The organism is Streptomyces sp. S465 (genome assembly GCF_026898115.1).
Lineage (GTDB): Bacteria > Actinomycetota > Actinomycetes > Streptomycetales > Streptomycetaceae > Streptomyces > Streptomyces luomodiensis.
In genome coordinates this window covers 9,102,999-9,122,418 of record NZ_CP114036.1, presented here as the reverse complement: position 1 = coordinate 9,122,418, position 19,420 = coordinate 9,102,999, and the positions used below count along the sequence as shown (strand labels likewise).

Genomic DNA, 19,420 nt, shown 5'->3' with positions numbered 1-19,420 from the left:
AATGCCGAACCTTCACCGGGCTCATACGTGCGGCGCATGAGCCCTGGACCGTACGTAGTCGTAGAACCTCGCCACCACTGGCGCGCGTGGTCCTCCGGCGAGTGTGACCACGCCGACCGTGCGCCGCGCCTGCGGGTCGTCGAGTGGCACGGCGACGGCGTGGTCACCGGGGCCGGACGGGCTGCCGGTGAGGGGGGCGACGGCCACACCGAGGCCGGCGGCCACCAGGGCTCGCAGCGTGCTCAGCTCGGTGCTCTCCAGGACGACCCGCGGCATGAATCCGGCCGCGGCGCACAGCCGGTCGGTTATCTGGCGCAGTCCGAAGACCGGCTCCAGTGCCACGAACGCCTCATCGGCCAGCTCCGCGGTCCGCACCCGGCGGCGTCTGGCCAGCCGGTGTCCGGGTGGGACGAGCAGGCACAGTGCCTCGTCCCGCAGCGGTGTCCACTCCACATCGTCCCCGGCGGGTCGTGGGCTGGTCAGCCCCAGGTCCAGCCGGCTGTTGCGGACGTCGTCGACCACGGCGTCGGCGGCGTCGCCGCGCAGTTCGAAGGTGGTGCCGGGAGCCAGCCGGCGATATCCGGCGAGGAGGTCGGGCACGAGCCAGGTGCCGTAGGAGTGCAGGAAACCCAGCGCCACGGTGCCGGTGTCGGGGTCGATCAGGGCGGTGATGCGCTGCTCGGCGCCGGAGACCTCACTGATCGCGCGCAGGGCGTGGGCGCGGAAGACCTCGCCGTACTTGTTGAGCCGGAGCCGGTTCTGGTGCCGGTCGAACAGCGGCACGCCCACTCGTCGCTCCAGCCGCCGGATGGCCCTGGACAGGGTCGGCTGGGAGATGTTGAGCCGTTCCGCCGTGATCGTCACATGCTCGTGCTCGGCCAAGGCCGTGAACCACTGCAACTCCCGTATCTCCATGCAGGGACTATACGTACCGGGCATGGTCCTGGCGAGGTTTCGTCATTTCACAACGGCCGGGCGGCGGCCCACAGTGAGTCCTCACCAACCAGGACCCCATGGGAGGGACCCCATGTCCGAGCCGCATCCTCGCCCTGAACAGGAACGCCCCGCCGGGCCCCTGTCCGGTCTGCTCGTGGTTTCTTTGGAGCAGGCCGTCGCCGCTCCGTTCGCCACCCGCCACCTGGCGGACCTGGGCGCCCGTGTCATCAAGATCGAACGCCCCGGCAGCGGCGACCTCGCCCGCGGCTACGACCGCACGGTGCGTGGCATGTCCAGCCACTTCGTCTGGCTGAACCGGGGGAAGGAGAGCGTCCAGCTCGATGTGCGCTCGCCGGAGGGCAACCGGCGACTGCACGCCTTGGTGGACCGGGCCGACGTCCTGGTGCAGAATCTGGCCCCCGGCGCCGCGGGCCGCCTGGGCATCGGCCACCAGGTCCTCGCGCGGAGCCACCCGAGGCTGATCACCTGCGACATATCCGGCTACGGCAGTACCGGCTGCTACCGCGACCGCAAGGCGTACGACCTCCTGGTCCAGTGCGAAGCGGGGCTGGTCTCCATCACCGGCACCCCCGAGACCCCGTCCAAGGTGGGCCTGTCCATCGCGGACATCTGTGCGGGGATGTACGCGTACTCCGGCATCCTCACGGCCCTGCTGAAGCGGGCCCGCACCGGCCGGGGCTCGCAGTTGGAGGTCTCGATGCTCGAAGCCCTCGGTGAATGGATGGGATACGCCGAGTACTACACGCGCTACGGCGGCACCGCTCCGGCCCGCGCCGGCGCCAGCCACGCGACGATCGCCCCCTACGGCCCGTTCACCACGCGCGACGGGCAGACGATCAACCTCGGGCTCCAGAACGAGCGGGAGTGGGCTTCCTTCTGCGGTGTCGTGCTACGGCGCCCCGGTCTGTGCGACGACCCGCGCTTTTCCGGCAACGCCGACCGGGTGGCGCACCGCACCGAACTCGACGCCCTGGTGAGCGAGGTGACGGGCACGCTCACCGGCGAGGAACTGGTGGCGCGGCTGGAGGAGGCGTCGATCGCCTACGCACGCCAGCGCACCGTGCGGGAGTTCAGCGAACACCCCCAGCTGCGTGACCGTCGACGCTGGGCTCCGTTCGACAGCCCGGTCGGTGCGCTGGAGGGCCTGATCCCCCCGGTCACCTTCCACGGCGAGCACCCGCGGCGGCTGGGCCGGGTCCCGGAGCTGGGCGAGCATACCGAGTCCGTCCTGGCGTGGCTGGCCACGCCCCACAGCGCCGACCGCGAAGAGGCCGGCCATGCCGAATGAACTCACCGGAGTCCTGGTCCTGGCCGCCGTGTTCCTGCTCGCCGGCGTACGGGGGCTGAACATGGGCCTGCTCGCGCTGGTCGCCACCTTTCTGCTCGGCGTGGTCGCACTCGACCGAACGCCGGACGAGGTGCTGGCGGGCTTCCCCGCGAGCATGTTCCTGGTGCTGGTCGCCGTCACGTTCCTCTTCGGGATCGCCCGCGTCAACGGCACGGTGGACTGGCTGGTACGTGTCGCGGTGCGGGCGGTGGGTGCCCGGGTGGGAGCCGTCCCCTGGGTGCTCTTCGGCCTGGCGGCACTGCTCTGCGCGACCGGCGCGGCCTCGCCCGCGGCGGTGGCGATCGTGGCGCCGATCGGCGTCGCGTTCGCCGTCAGGCACCGCATCGATCCGCTGTACGCCGGACTGATGGCGGTGAACGGGGCCGCGGCGGGCAGTTTCGCCCCCTCCGGGATCCTGGGCGGCATCGTCCACTCGGCGCTGGAGAAGAACCATCTGCCCGTCAGTGGCGGGCTGCTCTTCGCCGGCACCTTCGCCTTCAACCTGGCGGTCGCCGCGGTGTCATGGCTCGTCCTCGGGCGCGGACGCCTCGAGCCGCAGGACCTGGACGAGGACACCGATCCCACGGAAGGGGACCCGGCTTCCCGCCCCGGCGCGGAACACGTGATGACGCTGACCGCGATGGCCGCGCTGGTACTGGGAACCACGGTCCTCTCCCTGGACACCGGGTTCCTGGCGCTCACCTTGGCGGCGTTGCTGGCGCTGCTCTTCCCCCGCACCTCCCAGCAGGCCACCAAGGAGATCGCCTGGCCCGTGGTGCTGCTGGTGTGCGGGATCGTGACCTACGTCGCCCTGCTCCAGGAGCTGGGCATCGTGGACTCCCTGGGGAAGATGATCGCGGCGATCGGCACCCCGCTGCTGGCCGCTCTGGTGATCTGCTACGTGGGCGGTGTCGTCTCGGCCTTCGCCTCGACCACCGGGATCCTCGGTGCCCTGATGCCGCTGTCCGAGCCGTTCCTGAAGTCCGGTGCCATCGGGACGACCGGCATGGTGATGGCCCTGGCGGCCGCGGCGACCGTGGTGGACGCGAGTCCCTTCTCCACCAATGGTGCTCTGGTGGTGGCCAACGCTCCCGAGCGGCTGCGGCCCGGCGTGTACCAGGGGTTGGTGTGGTGGGGTGCCGGGGTGTGCGCACTGGCTCCCGCGGCCGCCTGGGCGGCCTTCGTGGTGGCGTGAGCGCAGCGGAGGGAGGGACACCCTGGAGTCCGTTTCCCGTGCCGTGTCGCTGACGTGCCGTCAAGTCCATGTGCCGGGCGGGCAGTACACCTAGCATGTGTGGCATGGCTAATCAGATAACCCTGTCCGACACGCTGCTCGCTTACGTACGGAAGGTGTCCCTGCGCGATGACGAGGTGCTGAGCCGGCTGCGCGCGCAGACGGCCGAGCTGCCGGGCGGTGGCGTACTGCCGGTGCAGGCCGAGGAGGGACAGTTCCTCGAGTTCCTGGTGCGGTTGACCGGCGCGCGTCAGGTGCTGGAGATCGGGACGTACACCGGCTACAGCACGCTCTGTCTGGCCCGCGGGTTGGCGCCCGGCGGCCGTGTGGTGACGTGCGATGTCATGCCGAAGTGGCCCGAGGTGGGCGAGCGGTACTGGGAGGAGGCCGGGGTGGCCGACCGGATCGACGTCCGGATCGGCGACGCCCGGACCGTCCTCACCGGGCTGCTCGACGAGGCGGGCGCGGGGCCGGAGTCGTTCGACATGGTGTTCATCGACGCCGACAAGGCCGGCTACCCGGCCTACTACGAGGCGTCGCTGCCGCTGGTACGCCGCGGCGGGCTGATCGTCGTCGACAACACGCTGTTCTTCGGCCGGGTGGCCGACGAAGCGGTGCAGGACCCGGACACGGTCGCGGTACGCGAACTCAACGCGGCACTGCACGACGACGACCGGGTGGACCTGGCGATGCTGACGACGGCCGACGGCGTCACCCTGCTGCGGAAACGGTGACCGGGGCGATGTCGGCGGCGGTCAGCGTCAGCGTCGTCGGCGCGGGCCTCGGGGAGGGCTCCAGATGCAGGCGTTCGACGCCGGCGGCGGAAGCGCCCGCCACCTCGGACACGCAGGGGCAGTCGGAGTCCGCGAAGCCCGCGAACCGGTAGGCGATCTCCATCATGCGGTTGCGGTCCGTACGCCGGAAGTCCGCCACCAGGTGCGCCCCCGCGCGGGCGCCCTGGTCCGTGAGCCAGTTCAGGATCGTCGCACCGGCACCGAAGGACACGACCCGGCAGGACGTGGCGAGCAGTTTCAGGTGCCACGTCGACGGCTTCTTCTCCAGCAGGATGATGCCGACGGCGCCGTGCGGGCCGAAGCGGTCGCCCATGGTGACGACGAGGACCTCATGGGCGGGATCGGTGAGCAATGCGCGCAGGTCGGCGTCGGAGTAGTGCACGCCGGTCGCGTTCATCTGGCTGGTCCGCAGCGTCAGTTCCTCGACGCGGCTGAGTTCCTCCTCCCCCGCGGATGCGATCGTCATGGAGAGGTCGAGCGAGCGCAGGAAGTCCTCGTCGGGACCGGAGTACGCCTCCCGGGCCCGGTCGCGCGCGAAACCCGCCTGGTACATCAGGCGGCGCCGACGCGAGTCGACCGTGGACACCGGCGGGCTGAACTCCGGCAGCGACAGGAGCGTGGCCGCCTGCTCGGCCGGGTAGCACCGCACCTCAGGCAGGTGGAACGCCACCTCGGCACGCTCGGCGGGCTGGTCGTCGATGAACGCGATCGTGTTCGGTGCGAAGTTCAGTTCCGTGGCGATCTCGCGGACGGACTGCGACTTCGGCCCCCATCCGATGCGGGGAAGCACGAAGTACTCCGCCACGCCGAGGCGTTCCAGACGCTCCCACGCGAGGTCGTGGTCGTTCTTGCTCGCCACCGCCTGGAGGATGCCGCGGTCGTCGAGCGTGGTGATCACCTCGCGGATCTCGTCGGTGAGGACCACCTCGTCGTCCTCCAGCACGGTGCCCCGCCACAAGGTGTTGTCCAGGTCCCAGACCAGACACTTGACAATGGTCATGGCTTTCCTCTCAAGCCGGGAGCGCCAGCGCGTGCTGGGCCAGCATCACCCGGCACATCTCGCTGCTGCCCTCGATGATCTCCATGAGCTTGGCGTCGCGGTATGCCCGTTCGACGACGTGCCCCTCTCTCGCGCCCGCCGACGCGAGCACCTGTGCGGCGGTCGCGGCCCCGGCGGCGGCTCGTTCGGCGGCGACGTGCTTGGCCAGGATTGTCGCGGGCACCATCTCGGGCGAGCCCTCGTCCCAGTGGTCGCTGGCGTACTCGCACACGCGGGCCGCGATCTGCTCCGCGGTCCACAGGTCGGCGACATGCCCGGCGACGAGTTGGTGGTCGCCGAGCGGCCGGCCGAACTGCTCCCGGGTCCGGGCGTGGGCCACCGCGGCGGTGCGGCAGGCCCGCAGGATCCCGACGCAGCCCCAGGCGACCGACTTGCGCCCGTAGGCGAGTGACGCCGCGACCAGCATCGGCAGTGACGCGCCGGAGCCGGCCAGGACCGCGCCGGCCGGCACACGCACCTGGTCCAGGTGCAGATCGGCGTGGCCGGCGGCGCGGCAGCCGGACGGCTTCGGGACGCGCTCGACACGTACGCCGGGGGTGTCGGCGGGCACGACCACCACCGCGCCGGAACCATCCTCCTGGAGGCCGAAGACGACCAGGTGGTCCGCGTAGGCGGCGGCAGTCGTCCAGACCTTGTGGCCGTCGACGACAGCGGTGTCCCCGTCGAGCCGAACCCGCGTCCGCATCGCCGACAGATCGCTGCCCGCCTGCCGCTCGCTGAAGCCGACGGCCGCGAGTTTCCCGCCGGTCAGCTCCTTCAGGAAGGTCGCCCGCTGACCGGCGTCGCCGAGCCGCTGCACGGTCCACGCGGCCATGCCCTGCGACGTCATGACACTGCGCAGCGAGCTGCAGAGGCTGCCGACGTGTGCGGTGAACTCGCCGTTCTCCCGGCTGCCGAGTCCCAGACCGCCGTGCTCGGCCGCCACTTCGGCGCAGAGCAGGCCGTCGGCGCCGAGCCGGACGAGCAGGTCGCGCGGCAGTTCGCCGGACGTGTCCCACTCGGCGGCCCGGTCACCGACAAGGTCGGTCAGCAGCGCGTCGCGCTCAGGCATCGACGGCCCGCAGCCGGTGGACGAGTGCGACCATGGACTCGACGGTACGGAAGTTCGCGAGCTGGAGGTCCGGGCCGGCGATCGTGACGTCGAACGTCTTCTCCAGGTACACGACCAGTTCCATCGCGAACAGCGACGTGAGGCCGCCCTCCGCGAACAGGTCGCGGTCCACGGGCCAGTCCGACCTGGTCTTCGTCTTGAGGAACGCGACCAACGCGTGCGCGACGGGGTCGTCCTTGACGGGTACGGTCATGAGAACACCTTCTCGTATTCGTAGAAGCCCCGGCCGGTCTTCCGGCCGTGGTGTCCCTCGCGGACCTTGCCCAGCAGCAGGTCACAGGGGCGGCTGCGCTCGTCGCCGGTGCGTTTGTGCAGCACCCACAGCGCGTCGACGAGGTTGTCGATGCCGATCAGGTCCGCGGTGCGCAGCGGCCCGGTCGGATGGCCGAGGCACCCCGTCATGAGCGCGTCGACGTCCTCGACGGACGCGGTGCCCTCCTGCACGATCCGCGCCGCGTCGTTGATCATCGGGTGGAGCAGCCGGCTCGTGACGAAGCCGGGCGCGTCCCGGACGACGATCGGTTTGCGCCGCAGCGCCGCGAGCAGGTCCCCGGCGGCGGCCATGGCCTTCTCACCGGTCCGGGGTCCGCGGATCACCTCGACCGTCGGGATCAGGTACGACGGGTTCATGAAGTGCGTGCCGAGCAGGTCCTCGGGCCGGGCCACGGAGTCGGCCAGTTCGTCAACCGGGATCGACGACGTGTTCGTGATGACCGGGATACCGGGCGCCGCTGCCGAGACCGTGGCGAGTACCTCCGCCTTGACCTCGGCGTCCTCGACGACGGCCTCGATCACCGCGGTGGCCGTACCGATCGCGGGCAGCGCGGAGGTGGCCGTCCGCAGCACACCGGGGTCGGCCTCGGCGGGCCCGGCCACGAGTTGTGCCGTCCGCAGTTCGGTGGCGATCCGCGCCCGCGCCGCCGTAAGGATCTCCTCGGACGTGTCGACGAGTGTCACGGGGACGCCGTGGCGCAGCGCGAGCGTGGTGATGCCGGTGCCCATCACTCCCGCGCCGAGCACGATCAGCTGGTGGTCCACGCTGTTTCCTCCCTCCGGGGTCACCATGGCAGCGAGTACGGGTCGAGGACGTCTTCCGGGGTCGACCCGATCGCGTCCTTGCGGCCGAGGCCGAGTTCGTCGGCGAAGCCGAGCAGCACGTCGAACGCGATGTGGTCGGCGAACGCACTGCCCGTCGAGTCGAGGACGCTCAGACTGTCCCGGTGGTCCGCCGCGCTGTCCGGTGCCGCGCACAGGGCCGCGAGCGACGGGCCGAGTTCGCGGTCCGGCAGTTGCTGGTACTCGCCCTCGGCGCGGGCCTGCCCCGGATGGTCGACGCAGATGAACGCGTCGTCGAGCAGGGCCTTCGGCAGTTCGGTCTTGCCCGGCTCGTCGGCGCCGATGGCGTTCACATGCAGGTGCGGCAGCCGCGGCTCGGCGGGCAGCACCGGCCCTTTGCCCGAGGGCACCGAGGTGACGGTGCTCAGGACGTCCGCGGCGGCGGCGGCCTCCGCCGGATCGGTCACCTTGACCGGCAGTCCGAGGAACGCGACGCGGTCCGCGAACGACGCCGCGTGGCCGGGGTCGGTGTCGCTGACCAGGATCCGCTCGATGGGCAGGACCCTGCTGAGCGCGTGCGCCTGGGTCACCGCCTGTGCGCCCGCGCCGATCAGCGTGAGCGTGGCGCTGTCGGACCGGGCCAGCAGCCGGCTCGCGACGGCCGCGACCGCGCCGGTCCGCATCGCGGTGATCACGCCTGCGTCGGCGAGGGCGGTCAGACTGCCGCTGTCGTCGTCGAGGCGCGACATCGTGCCGACGATCGTCGGCAGCCGGAAGCGCGGATAGTTGTGCGGACTGTACGAAACCGTCTTCATGGTCACGCCGACACCGGGGACCCGGTACGGCATGAACTCGATGACGCCGGGAATGTCGCCGCCGCGGACGAATCCGGTACGCGGCGGCGCCTCGGCGAACTCGCCGCGGCCGAGCGCGGCGAACCCGTCGTGCAGCTCGCTGATCAGCCGGTCCATCATCACGTCGCGGCCGATCACGGAGAGAATCCGCTTGATGTCACGTTGGCGCAGGACCCTGGTCTGCATGTGTCACCTCCCTTTCGTGGCCGGAGCTGTCTTGGTGGTGCCGCTCGGGGCGGCTTCCGTTCTCATCGCAGCTCCCTGTCGATGAGGTCGAAAATCTCGTCCGCGGTCGCGTCCGCGGACAGCACGCCGGCCGGCGTGGTCGGGCGGGTCTCCCGCCGCCAGCGGTTGAGCAGGGCGTCCAGCCGGGTTCCGATGGCGTCCGCCTGGCGGTCGCCCGGGTCGACACCGGCGACGAGTGCTTCCAGCCGGTCGAGCTGCGCGAGCACCACGGTCACCGGGTCGTCCGGGGACAGCAGTTCACCGATGCGGTCGGCGAGTGCGCGCGGCGACGGGTAGTCGAAGACGAGCGTGGCGGACAGTCGCAGACCGGTCGCCTCGTTGAGGCCGTTGCGCAGCTGCACCGCGATGAGCGAGTCCACACCGAGTTCCCGGAACGCCGCGTCCTCCGGGATGTCCTCCGGGTCGGCGTGGCCCAGGACGGCCGCTGCCTTCTGCCGGACGAGGGCGAGCAGGTCGGTGGGGCGTGCCTGCTCGTTGCGGGCGCTCCGGCGGGCCGACGGCTTGGGCCGGCCACGCAGCAGCGGGAGGTCCGGCGGCAGGTCGCCCGCCACGGCGACGACACTGCCCGTTCCGGTGTGGACGGCGGCGTCGTACATGCGCATGCCCTGTTCGGCGGTGAGCGCGCTCGCCCCACCCTTGCGCATGCGGCGCCGGTCGGCGTCGGTCAGGTCCGCGGTCAGGCCACTCGCCTGGTCCCACAGCCCCCACGCGATCGACAGCCCTGGCAGCCCTTGTGTACGGCGGTGTTCGGCGAGCGCGTCGAGGAAGGCGTTCGCCGCCGCGTAGTTGCCCTGACCGGGGGTGCCCAGCACACCGGCCGCCGACGAGTAGACGACGAATGCGGCGAGGTCGGTGTCGCGGGTGAGCCGGTGCAGGTGCCAGGCGGCGTCGGCCTTGGGTTTGAGGACGGTGTCGATGCGGTCGGGGGTGAGGTTGTCGAGCAGGGCGTCGTCGAGGGTTCCGGCGGTGTGGAAGACGGCGGTGAGGGGTTGGGGGATGCGGGTGAGGGTGGTGGCGAGTTGGTGGGGGTCGCCGACGTCGCAGGGGAGGTGGGTGCCGGGGGTGGTGTCGGGGGGTGGGGTGCGGGAGAGCAGGTAGGTGTGGGGGTGGTTGAGGTGGCGGGCGAGGATGCCGGCGAGGGTGCCGGAGCCGCCGGTGATGACGACGGCCCCCTCGGGATCCAGCGGTCGCGGGATCGTGAGCACCAGCTTGCCGGTGTGACGCCCGCTGCTCATCCAGCCGAACGCCTCCCGTGCCTGCCGCACGTCCCAGGCGTGGACCGGCAGCGGGTGCAGCACGTCGCGCGCGAACAGGCCGAGCAGCTCGACGATGATCCGCTGCATCCGGTCGGGGCCGGCGTCCATCAGGTCGAACGGCTGCTGGACGGCGTGCCGGATGTCGGTCTTGCCCATCTCGACGAACCGGCCACCCGGCGCGAGCAGGCCGACGGACGCGTCGAGGAGTTCACCGGTGAGCGAGTTGAGCACGACATCGACCGGCGGGAACGCGTCGGCGAACGCGGTGCTGCGGGAATCGGCCAGATGCGCTCCGTCCAGGTCCACCAGATGGCGCTTCGCGGCGCTGGTGGTCGCGTACACCTCCGCGCCCAGATGCCGCGCGATCTGCCGGGCGGCGGAACCGACACCGCCGGTGGCCGCGTGGATCAGGACCTTCTCGCCGGGGCGCAGCCCGGCCAGGTCGACCAGGCCGTACCACGCGGTCGCGAACGCGGTCATCACGGACGCCGCCTGCGGGAACGTCCAGTCGTCCGGCATCCGGCCGAGCATCCGGTGGTCGGCGATGACCGTGGGGCCGAAGCCGGTGCCGACGAGGCCGAAGACGCGGTCGCCCGGTGCCAGACCGGAGACATCGGCGCCGGTCTCCAGGACGATGCCCGCGGCCTCGCCGCCGAGCACGCCCTGACCGGGGTAGGTGCCGAGCGCGATCAGCACATCGCGGAAGTTGAGGCCCGCCGCACGTACACCGATCCGGACCTCGGTCGGGGCGAGGGGGCGCCGGGGCTCCGCCGAGTCGGCCGCGGTGAGGCCGTCGAGGGTGCCCGTCCGCGCCGGCCGGATCAGCCACGTGTCGCTGTCCGGCACGATGAGCGGCTCCGGCACGCGGGTGAGGCGGGCCGCCTCGAACCGGCCGCGGCGCAGCCGCAGACGCGGCTCGCCGAGCGCGACGGCGATGCGCTGCTGCTCGGGAGCGAGCGTGACGCCGGACTCGGTCTCGACGTGGACGAACCGGCCGGGCTGCTCGGCCTGGGCGGCGCGCAGCAGTCCGGCCGCCGCGCCGGTGGCGAGGCCCGCGGTGGTGTGCACGAGCAGATCCCCGTCGGAGCCGGTCAGGGCGGTCAGCAGCCGGGTGGTGAGCGCACGCGTCTCGGCCACCGGGTCGTCGCCGTCAGCGGTATGCAACGTGATGACGTCCACGTCGGCCGTGGGGACATCCGTGGGTGCGGCGACCTCGATCCAGGTGAGACGCATCAGGCCGGTGCCGGCGGGTGGGGACAGCGGGCGGGTGCGGACCGTCCGGATCTCGGCGACGAGTTGGCCGGCGGAGTCGGCGACGCGCAGGCTCAGCTCGTCGCCGTCACGAGTGATCACGGCTCGGAGCATGGCCGAGCCCGTAGCGACGAACCGGGCCCCCTTCCAGGCGAACGGCAGACCCGCAGCGCTGTCGTCCGGCGTGGTGAGGGCGACGGCGTGCAGGGCCGCGTCGAGCAGTGCCGGATGCACACCGAAACCGTCCGCCTCGGCGGCCTGCTCCTCGGCCAGCGCCACCTCGGCATACACGGTGTCACCATCACGCCAGGCAGCCCGCAACCCCTGGAACGCCGACCCGTACTCATAACCGGCATCCCGCAGTTCGTCATAGAACCCCGAGACGTCGACGGCCACGGCCGTGGCCGGAGGCCACTGCGAGAACGACTCCGCACCGACAACACCAGAAGCGTCGGAAGCGTCGGGAGTGTCGGGGGTCAGGGTGCCGCTGGCGTGCCGGGTCCAGCTGTCGGTGCCTTCGGTGCGTGCGTGGACGGTCACCGGCCGCCGTCCGGCCTCATCGGCCCCTTCCACCGTCACCGACACATCCACCGCACCGGTCACCGGCACCACGAGCGGGGTCTCGATGACCAGCTCGTCCACCACTCCGCAACCGGTCTCGTCACCGGCCCGGATGACCAGCTCCACAAACGCCGTACCCGGCAGCAGAACCGTGCCCCGCACCGCGTGATCAGCCAGCCAGGAATGCGTACGCAACGAGATCCGGCCGGTGAGAACAACACCACCACCATCGTCGGCGGGCAGTGCCGTGACAGCGGCCAGCATCGGATGCGCCGCACCCGTCAGCCCGGCCGCGGACAGGTCGGTGGCACCGGCCGCTTCCAGCCAGTAGCGCCTGTGCTCGAACGCGTAGGTGGGCAGATCCAGCAGCCGTCCCGGCACCGGTTCGACCACCGTGCCCCAGTCCACCGCCGCGCCCAGGGTCCACGCCTGCGCCAATGCCGTCAGCCACCGCTCCCAGCCGCCGTCACCGGTCCGCAACGACGCCACCGTGTGAGCCTGTTCCATCGCCGGCAGCAGCACCGGATGGGCACTGCACTCCACGAACACCGACCCGTCCAGCTCCGCCACCGCCGCATCCAGCGCCACCGGACGACGCAGATTCCGGTACCAGTAGCCCTCATCCACCGGCTCCGTCACCCAGGCGCTGTCCACGGTGGACCACCACGCCACCGACGGGGCCTTCCCTGCCACTCCCTTCAGTACCTCAGCGAGTTCGTCTTCGATGGCTTCCACGTGGGGTGTGTGGGAGGCGTAGTCGACGGCGATACGACGTACTCGCACGCCTTCGGCCTCGTACCGCGCCACCACCTCCTCTACCGCGGACGGTTCGCCGGCCACGACGGTCGAGGCCGGGCCGTTACGCGCCGCGATCCACACACCCTCGACCAGACCCACCTCACCGGCCGGCAACGCCACCGAAGCCATCGCCCCCCGCCCGGCCAGCCGCCCGGCGATCACCCGACTGCGCAACGCCACCACACGGGCCGCGTCCTCAAGGCTGAGGGCCCCGGCCACGCACGCCGCCGCGATCTCGCCCTGGGAGTGTCCGACCACCGCATCCGGTACGACCCCATGCGCCTGCCACAACGCGGCCAGGCTCACCGCGACCGCCCAGCTGGCCGGCTGGACCACCTCCACCCGCTCCGCCACATCCGGCCGCGACAGCATCTCCCGCACATCCCAGCCCGTATGCGGCAACAACGCCCGCGCACACTCCTCCATACGCGCCGCGAACACCGCAGAACGGTCCATCAACTCCACACCCATGCCCACCCACTGGGCGCCCTGGCCGGGGAAGACGAACACCGTGCGCGGCTGGTCCACCGCCACGCCCGTCACCCGGGCATCGCCCAGCAGCACCGCACGGTGACCGAAGACAGCACGCTCACGCACCAGCCCCTGCGCGACCGCGGCCACATCCACACCACCCCCGCGCAGATACCCCTCCAGCCGCTCCACCTGCCCCCGCAGACTCACCTCACCACGAGCCGACACCGGCAACGGCACCAACCCGTCACCAACCGACTCCACACGCGACGGCCCGGGAACACCCTCAAGGATCACGTGCGCGTTCGTACCGCTCACCCCGAACGACGACACACCCGCATGCGGTGCCCGATCCGACTCGGGCCACGGCCTCGCCTCGGTGAGCAGTTCCACCGCGCCCTCGGTCCAGTCCACATGCGACGACGGCTCGTCCACGTGCAGCGTCTTCGGCGCGATGCCATACCGCATCGCCATGACCATCTTGATGACACCGGCGACACCCGCCGCCGCCTGCGCATGACCGATGTTCGACTTCAACGAACCCAGCAGCAGCGGAACCTCACGCTCCTGCCCATACGTCGCCAGAATGGCCTGCGCCTCGATGGGATCGCCCAGCGTCGTCCCCGTCCCGTGCGCCTCCACCACGTCCACATCGGCGGCGCGCAGTCCGGCGTTCACCAACGCCTGCTGGATGACACGCTGCTGGGACGGGCCGTTGGGTGCGGACAGCCCGTTGGAGGCACCGTCCTGGTTCACCGCCGAGCCGCGGACGACCGCGAGGACGGTGTGCCCGTTGCGCTCGGCGTCGGAGAGCCGCTCCAGCACAAGAACGCCGGCGCCCTCCGCCCAGCCGGTGCCGTTGGCGGAGTCCGCGAACGCGCGGCAGCGGCCGTCGGGGGAGAGTCCGCCCTGCTGCTGGAATTCCACGAACCCGGTCGGGGTCGCCATGACGGTGACGCCGCCGACCAGCGCCAGCGAGCACTCCCCGTGGCGCAGGGCGTGCCCGGCCTGGTGCAGCGCGACCAGCGACGACGAACACGCCGTGTCCACCGTGAACGCCGGTCCCTGGAGCCCGTAGAAGTACGAGATCCGGCCGGTGAGCACGCTGGGCTGCATGCCGATCGAGCCGAACCCGTCCAGGTCCGCGCCGACGCCGTACCCGTACGAGAAGGCGCCCATGAACACGCCGGTGTCGCTGCCGCGCAGCGTGCCCGGCACGATGCCCGCGCTCTCGAACGCCTCCCACGTCGTTTCCAGCAGGATCCGCTGCTGGGGGTCCATGGCCCGTGCCTCACGGGGGCTGATGCCGAAGAACGCGGCATCGAAGCCGGCGGCGTCGGAGAGGAAGCCGCCACGGTCCGTGTCCGATCCGCCGGTGAGGCCGGACGGGTCCCAGCCACGGTCGGCCGGGAAGCCGGTGACCGCGTCGCCGCCACTGTCCACCATGCGCCACAGGTCGTCGGGCGAGGTGACGCCGCCCGGCAGTCGGCAGGCCATGCCCACGATGGCCAGCGGTTCGTCACGGGTCGCGGCGGCTGTGGGAACAGCGACCGGTGCGGCACCACCGACCAGAGCCTCGTCCAACCGCGACGCGATGGCCCGCGGCGTCGGGTAGTCGAAGACAAGCGTGGCGGGCAGTCGGACGCCGGTCGCCGCGGCAAGTCGGTTCCGCAGCTCGACGGCGGTCAGCGAGTCGATACCCAGTTCCTTGAAGGCCGCGTCCGCGGGTACGTCCGCGGCGTCCGCGTGGCCGAGCACCGCCGCCGCGTTGTCGCGGACCAGTGCCAGCAGCACGGTGTCCCGCTCAGCGCCGGTCATGGTGCCGAGCCGGTCGGCGAGCGGAACGGCGGTGGCCGCCGCCGGGCGCGATACGGCGCGGCGCAGATCGGCGAGGAGCGGCGATGTGTGCGCGGTGAGGTCCATCGTGGCCGCCACGGCGAACGCGCTGCCGGTTCCGGCCGCGGCTTCCAGCAGGCGCATGCCCACACCGGCCGACATGGGGCGGAAACCGCCGCGGCGGACACGGGTGCGGTTGGTGCCGCTCATGCTGCCGGTGAGTCCGCTGTCATCGGCCCAGAGGCCCCAGGCCAGCGACAGCGCGGGCAATCCTTCGGCATGGCGCAGCGTCGCGAGTCCGTCGAGGAACCCGTTCGCCGCCGAATAGTTGCCCTGGCCGCGGCCGCCCATGATGCCCGCGACGGACGAGTAGAGGACGAACGAGCGCAGGTCCGCGTCCCGGGTCAGCTCGTGCAGGTGCCAGGCGCCGTCGGCTTTGGGGCGCAGTGTGGTGGCGAGCCGCTCCGGGGTGAGTGCCGTGGTCACGCCGTCGTCGAGCACGGCCGCCGTGTGGAAGACCGCCGTGAGCGGCCTGCCGACGGCGGCGAGCGCGGCGGCGAGCTGGTCCCGGTCGGCGACGTCACAGCTGATGTGGACACCGGGAGTGTCCGCCGGCGGTTCGCTGCGCGACAGCAGCAGGAGGTGGCGGGCGCCGTGCTCGGCGACGAGATGCCGGGCGAGGAGACCTGCCAGCACGCCCGAGCCGCCGGTGATGACCACCGTGCCGTCCGGGTCGAGCAGCGGTTCGGGCGTTTCCGCGGCGGCCGTGCGGGTGAACCGGGGCGCTTCGTACCGGCCGTCGGTGACGCGGACGTACGGCTCGGCCAGTGTCGTGGCGGCGGCCAGCGCTTCCATGGGGGTGTCGGTGCCGGTCTCCACCAGCACGAACCGGCCCGGGTGCTCGGCCTGGGCGGACCGGACGAGGCCGGCGACCGCTCCTCCGACCGGTCCCGCGTCGATCCGGACGACGAGAGTGGTCTCCGCAGGGCCGTCCTCGGCGATCACCCGGTGCAGCTCGCCGAGCACGGACTCGGTGAGCCGGTACGTCTCGTCGAGGACGCCCGCGCCCGGTTCCGGGAGCGCGGAGACGATGTGGACCGCGTCCGCGGGACCGGGCCCGGGAGTGGGCAGCTCGGTCCAGGAGAGGCCGTACAGGGAGTTCCGGACGACGGCGGCGTCGCCGTCGACGTTCACCGGTCGTGCGGTCAGCGCGGCGACGGTCACCACCGGTTGGCCGACCGGGTCCGTCGCATGCACGGCAGCGCCGTCCGGGCCCTGGGTGATCGTGACGCGCAGCGTGGTGGCCCCGGTCGTGTGGAACCGCACGCCGCTCCACGAGAACGGCAGCCGCACCTCCGCTTCCTGTTCCGCGAGCAGCGGCAGGCAGGTGACGTGCAGGGCCGCGTCGAACAGCGCCGGGTGGACGCCGTAGCGCGACGTGTCGTCCGCCTGTTCCCCGGCGATCTCCACCTCGGCGTACAGGGTTTCGCCGTCGCGCCAGGCGGTGCGCAGTCCTTGGAACGCTGGGCCGTAGCTGTAGCCGGTCTCGGCAAGCCGCTCGTAGAACGCGCTCACGTCGACGCGTCGCGCGCCCGGCGGCGGCCATGCGGACGGGGGGACCGCCACGACGCTTCCGGCCCGGCCGAGGGTGCCGCTGGCGTGCCGGGTCCAGCTGTCCGTGCCTTCGGTGCGTGCGTGGACGGTCACCGGCCGCCGACCGGCCTCATCGGCCCCTTCCACCGTCACCGACACATCCACCGCACCGGTCACCGGCACCACGAGCGGGGTCTCGATGACCAGCTCGTCCACTACCCCGCAACCGGTCTCGTCACCGGCCCGGATGACCAGCTCCACAAACGCCGTGCCCGGCAGCAGGACCGTGCCCCGCACCGCGTGATCAGCCAGCCAGGGATGCGTACGCAACGAGATCCGGCCGGTGAGAACAACACCACCACCATCGTCGGCGGGCAGTGCCGTGACCGCGGCCAGCATCGGATGCGCCGCCCCCGTCAGCCCGGCCGCGGACAGATCCGTGGCACCGGCCGCCTCCAGCCAGTACCGCCTGTGCTCGAACGCGTAGGTGGGCAGATCCAGCAGCCGTCCCGGCACCGGTTCGACCACCGTGCCCCAGTCCACCCCCGCGCCCAGGGTCCACGCCTGCGCCAACGCCGTCAGCCACCGCTCCCAACCGCCGTCACCAGTACGCAACGACGCCACCGTGTGAGCCTGCTCCATCGCCGGCAGCAGCACCGGATGGGCACTGCACTCCACGAACACCGACCCGTCCAGCTCCGCCACCGCCGCATCCAGCGCCACCGGACGACGCAGATTCCGGTACCAGTACCCCTCATCCACCGGCTCCGTCACCCAGGCGCTGTCCACCGTGGACCACCAGGCCACCGACCCGGCCCCACCGGAAATCCCCTCCAGCACCTCGGCCAACTCGTCTTCGATGGCTTCCACGTGGGGTGTGTGGGAGGCGTAGTCGACCGCGATACGACGTACCCGCACGCCTTCGGCCTCGTACCGCGCCACCACCTCCTCCACCGCCGACGGCTCCCCCGCCACCACCGTCGAAGACGGGCCGTTACGCGCCGCGATCCACACACCCTCGACCAGACCCACCTCACCGGCCGGCAACGCCACCGAAGCCATCGCCCCCCGCCCGGCCAGCCGCGCCGCGATCACCCGACTGCGCAACGCCACCACACGGGCCGCGTCCTCAAGGCTGAGGGCCCCGGCCACACACGCCGCCGCGATCTCGCCCTGAGAGTGTCCGACCACCGCATCCGGTACGACCCCATGCGCCTGCCACAGTGCGGCCAGGCTCACCGCGACCGCCCAGCTGGCCGGCTGGACCACCTCCACCCGCTCCGCCACATCCGGCCGCGACAACATCTCCCGCACATCCCAGCCCGTGTGCGGCAACAACGCCCGCGCACACTCCTCCATACGCGCCGCGAACACCGCAGAACGGTCCATCAACTCCACACCCATGCCCACCCACTGGGCACCCTGGCCGGGGAAGACGAACACCGTGCGCGGCTGGTCCACCGCCACGCCCGTCACCCGGGCATCGCCCAGCAGCACCGCACGGTGACCGAAGACAGCACGCTCACGCACCAGCCCCTGCGCGACCGCGGCCACATCCACACCACCCCCGCGCAGATACCCCTCCAGCCGCTCCACCTGCCCCCGCAGACTCACCTCACCACGAGCCGACACCGGCAACGGCACCAACCCGTCACCAACCGACTCCACACGCGACGGCCCGGGAACACCCTCAAGGATCACGTGCGCGTTCGTACCGCTCACCCCGAAAGCGGAGACACCGGCCCGGCGCGGGCGTCCCGCGTCGGGCCACGCCCGCGCGTCGGTGAGCAGTTCCACCGCGCCCTCGGTCCAGTCCACATGCGACGACGGCTCGTGCACGTGCAGCGTCTTCGGCGCGATGCCATACCGCATCGCCATGACCATCTTGATGACACCGGCGACACCCGCCGCCGCCTGCGCATGACCGATGTTCGACTTCAACGAACCCAGCAGCAGCGGAACCTCACGCTCCTGCCCGTACGTCGCCAGGATCGCGTGCGCCTCGATGGGATCGCCCAGCGTCGTCCCCGTCCCGTGCGCCTCCACCACGTCCACATCGGCGGGGGCGAGCCCCGCCTTGTCGAGGGCCTGGCGGATGACGCGCTGCTGGGAGGGGCCGTTGGGGGCGGAGATGCCGTTGGAGGCGCCGTCCTGGTTGACGGCGGAGGAGCGGACGACCGCGAGGACGGTGTGTCCGTTGCGCTCGGCGTCGGAGAGCTTTTCGACGACGAGGACGCCGGCCCCCTCGGCGAAACCGGTGCCGTCCGCCGCGTCGGCGAACGCCTTGCACCGTCCGTCCGGCGCGACGCCGCCCTGTCGGGAGAACTCCACGAAGGTCTGTGGTGATGCCATCACCGTGACACCGCCGACCAGCGCCAGCGAGCACTCCCCGGTGCGCAGCGCCTGTCCGGCCTGGTGCAGCGCGACCAGCGATGACGAACACGCCGTGTCGACCGTGACGGCCGGACCCTCCATGCCGAAGAAGTACGACAGCCGTCCGGCGAGCACCGCGGGCTGTGTGCTGTAGGCGCCGAACCCGCCCAGGTCCGCGCCCGTGCCGTAGCCGTAGTAGAAGCCGCCGACGAAGACGCCGGTGTCGCTGCCGCGCAGGGTGTCCGGCACGATGCCGGCGTGTTCGAGCGCCTCCCAGGCGATTTCGAGGAGGATCCGCTGCTGCGGGTCGAGTGCGGTGGCCTCGCGCGGGCTGATGCCGAAGAACGCGGCATCGAAGTCGGCGGCGCCCGCGAGTGCGCCGGCCCGCCCGGTGGCGGACTCGGCGGCGGCGTGCAGCGCGGCCACGTCCCAGCCGCGGTCGGTGGGGAAGTCGCCGATCGCGTCGCGGCCGTCCGCGACGAGCTGCCACAGCTCTTCCGGTGAGGTGACGCCGCCCGGCAGCCGGCAGGCCATGCCGACGACGGCGAGCGGCTCGTTCGCCGCGGCGCGCAGCGCGGTGTTCTCCCGGCGGAGCTGCGCGTTGTCCTTGACCGACGTCCGCAGCGCCTCGATCAGGTCGTT

The 19,420-nt window shown here is 71.8% G+C and carries 10 protein-coding genes; 3 read left to right on the top strand and 7 right to left on the bottom strand.

The window, feature by feature from the left end; all coding sequences use genetic code 11:
* Positions 1-21 precede the first annotated feature (21 nt).
* Positions 22-915: a LysR family transcriptional regulator gene (locus N6H00_RS38260; protein WP_268976498.1), complete on the bottom strand. Its 894-nt coding sequence runs from the start codon at positions 913-915 to the stop codon at positions 22-24.
* A 112-nt stretch (positions 916-1,027) separates the two neighbouring features.
* Here N6H00_RS38260 and N6H00_RS38255 point away from each other — a divergent pair, with 112 nt between their 5' ends.
* The 3 genes from N6H00_RS38255 to N6H00_RS38245 all read left to right on the top strand — a co-directional run bounded on the left by N6H00_RS38255 (position 1,028) and on the right by N6H00_RS38245 (position 4,252).
* A complete protein-coding gene (locus N6H00_RS38255) occupies positions 1,028-2,245 on the top strand; it encodes a CaiB/BaiF CoA transferase family protein (protein ID WP_268976497.1) in 1,218 nt (405 codons plus the stop codon).
* Positions 2,235-3,479: an SLC13 family permease gene (locus N6H00_RS38250; RefSeq protein WP_268976496.1), complete on the top strand. Its 1,245-nt coding sequence runs from the start codon at positions 2,235-2,237 to the stop codon at positions 3,477-3,479. The genes N6H00_RS38255 and N6H00_RS38250 overlap by 11 nt, the downstream gene beginning before the upstream one ends.
* 104 nt (positions 3,480-3,583) lie before the next feature.
* Positions 3,584-4,252 carry an O-methyltransferase gene (locus tag N6H00_RS38245; RefSeq protein ID WP_268976495.1) on the top strand — a complete coding sequence of 223 codons (669 nt, stop codon included), beginning with the start codon at positions 3,584-3,586 and terminating at the stop codon, positions 4,250-4,252.
* On the opposite strand, the gene N6H00_RS38240 is transcribed toward N6H00_RS38245, so the two are convergent.
* From N6H00_RS38240 to fkbC, 6 genes are all read right to left on the bottom strand, one after another.
* Positions 4,230-5,312, bottom strand: a complete 1,083-nt coding sequence (locus tag N6H00_RS38240; protein WP_268976494.1) for an HAD-IIIC family phosphatase — start codon at positions 5,310-5,312, stop codon at positions 4,230-4,232. The two genes, N6H00_RS38245 and N6H00_RS38240, sit on opposite strands and share 23 nt — an antisense overlap.
* Positions 5,313-5,322: 10 nt before the next feature.
* A complete protein-coding gene (locus N6H00_RS38235) occupies positions 5,323-6,423 on the bottom strand; it encodes an acyl-CoA dehydrogenase family protein (RefSeq protein WP_268976493.1) in 1,101 nt (366 codons plus the stop codon).
* On the bottom strand, positions 6,416-6,676 hold the full coding sequence (locus N6H00_RS38230; RefSeq protein WP_268976492.1) for an acyl carrier protein: 261 nt from the start codon (positions 6,674-6,676) through the stop codon (positions 6,416-6,418). The genes N6H00_RS38235 and N6H00_RS38230 overlap by 8 nt, the downstream gene beginning before the upstream one ends.
* Positions 6,673-7,548, bottom strand: coding sequence for a 3-hydroxyacyl-CoA dehydrogenase family protein (locus tag N6H00_RS38225; protein WP_268976491.1), 876 nt, complete (start codon positions 7,546-7,548; stop codon positions 6,673-6,675). Before N6H00_RS38225 ends, N6H00_RS38230 begins: the two co-directional genes overlap by 4 nt.
* Positions 7,542-8,579, bottom strand: a complete 1,038-nt coding sequence (locus N6H00_RS38220) for an ornithine cyclodeaminase family protein (protein ID WP_268976490.1) — start codon at positions 8,577-8,579, stop codon at positions 7,542-7,544. The genes N6H00_RS38225 and N6H00_RS38220 overlap by 7 nt, the downstream gene beginning before the upstream one ends.
* 62 nt (positions 8,580-8,641) lie before the next feature.
* Positions 8,642-19,402: a tacrolimus type I polyketide synthase FkbC gene (gene fkbC / locus N6H00_RS38215; protein ID WP_443073263.1), complete on the bottom strand. Its 10,761-nt coding sequence runs from the start codon at positions 19,400-19,402 to the stop codon at positions 8,642-8,644.
* Between the last annotated feature and the right edge of the window lie 18 nt (positions 19,403-19,420).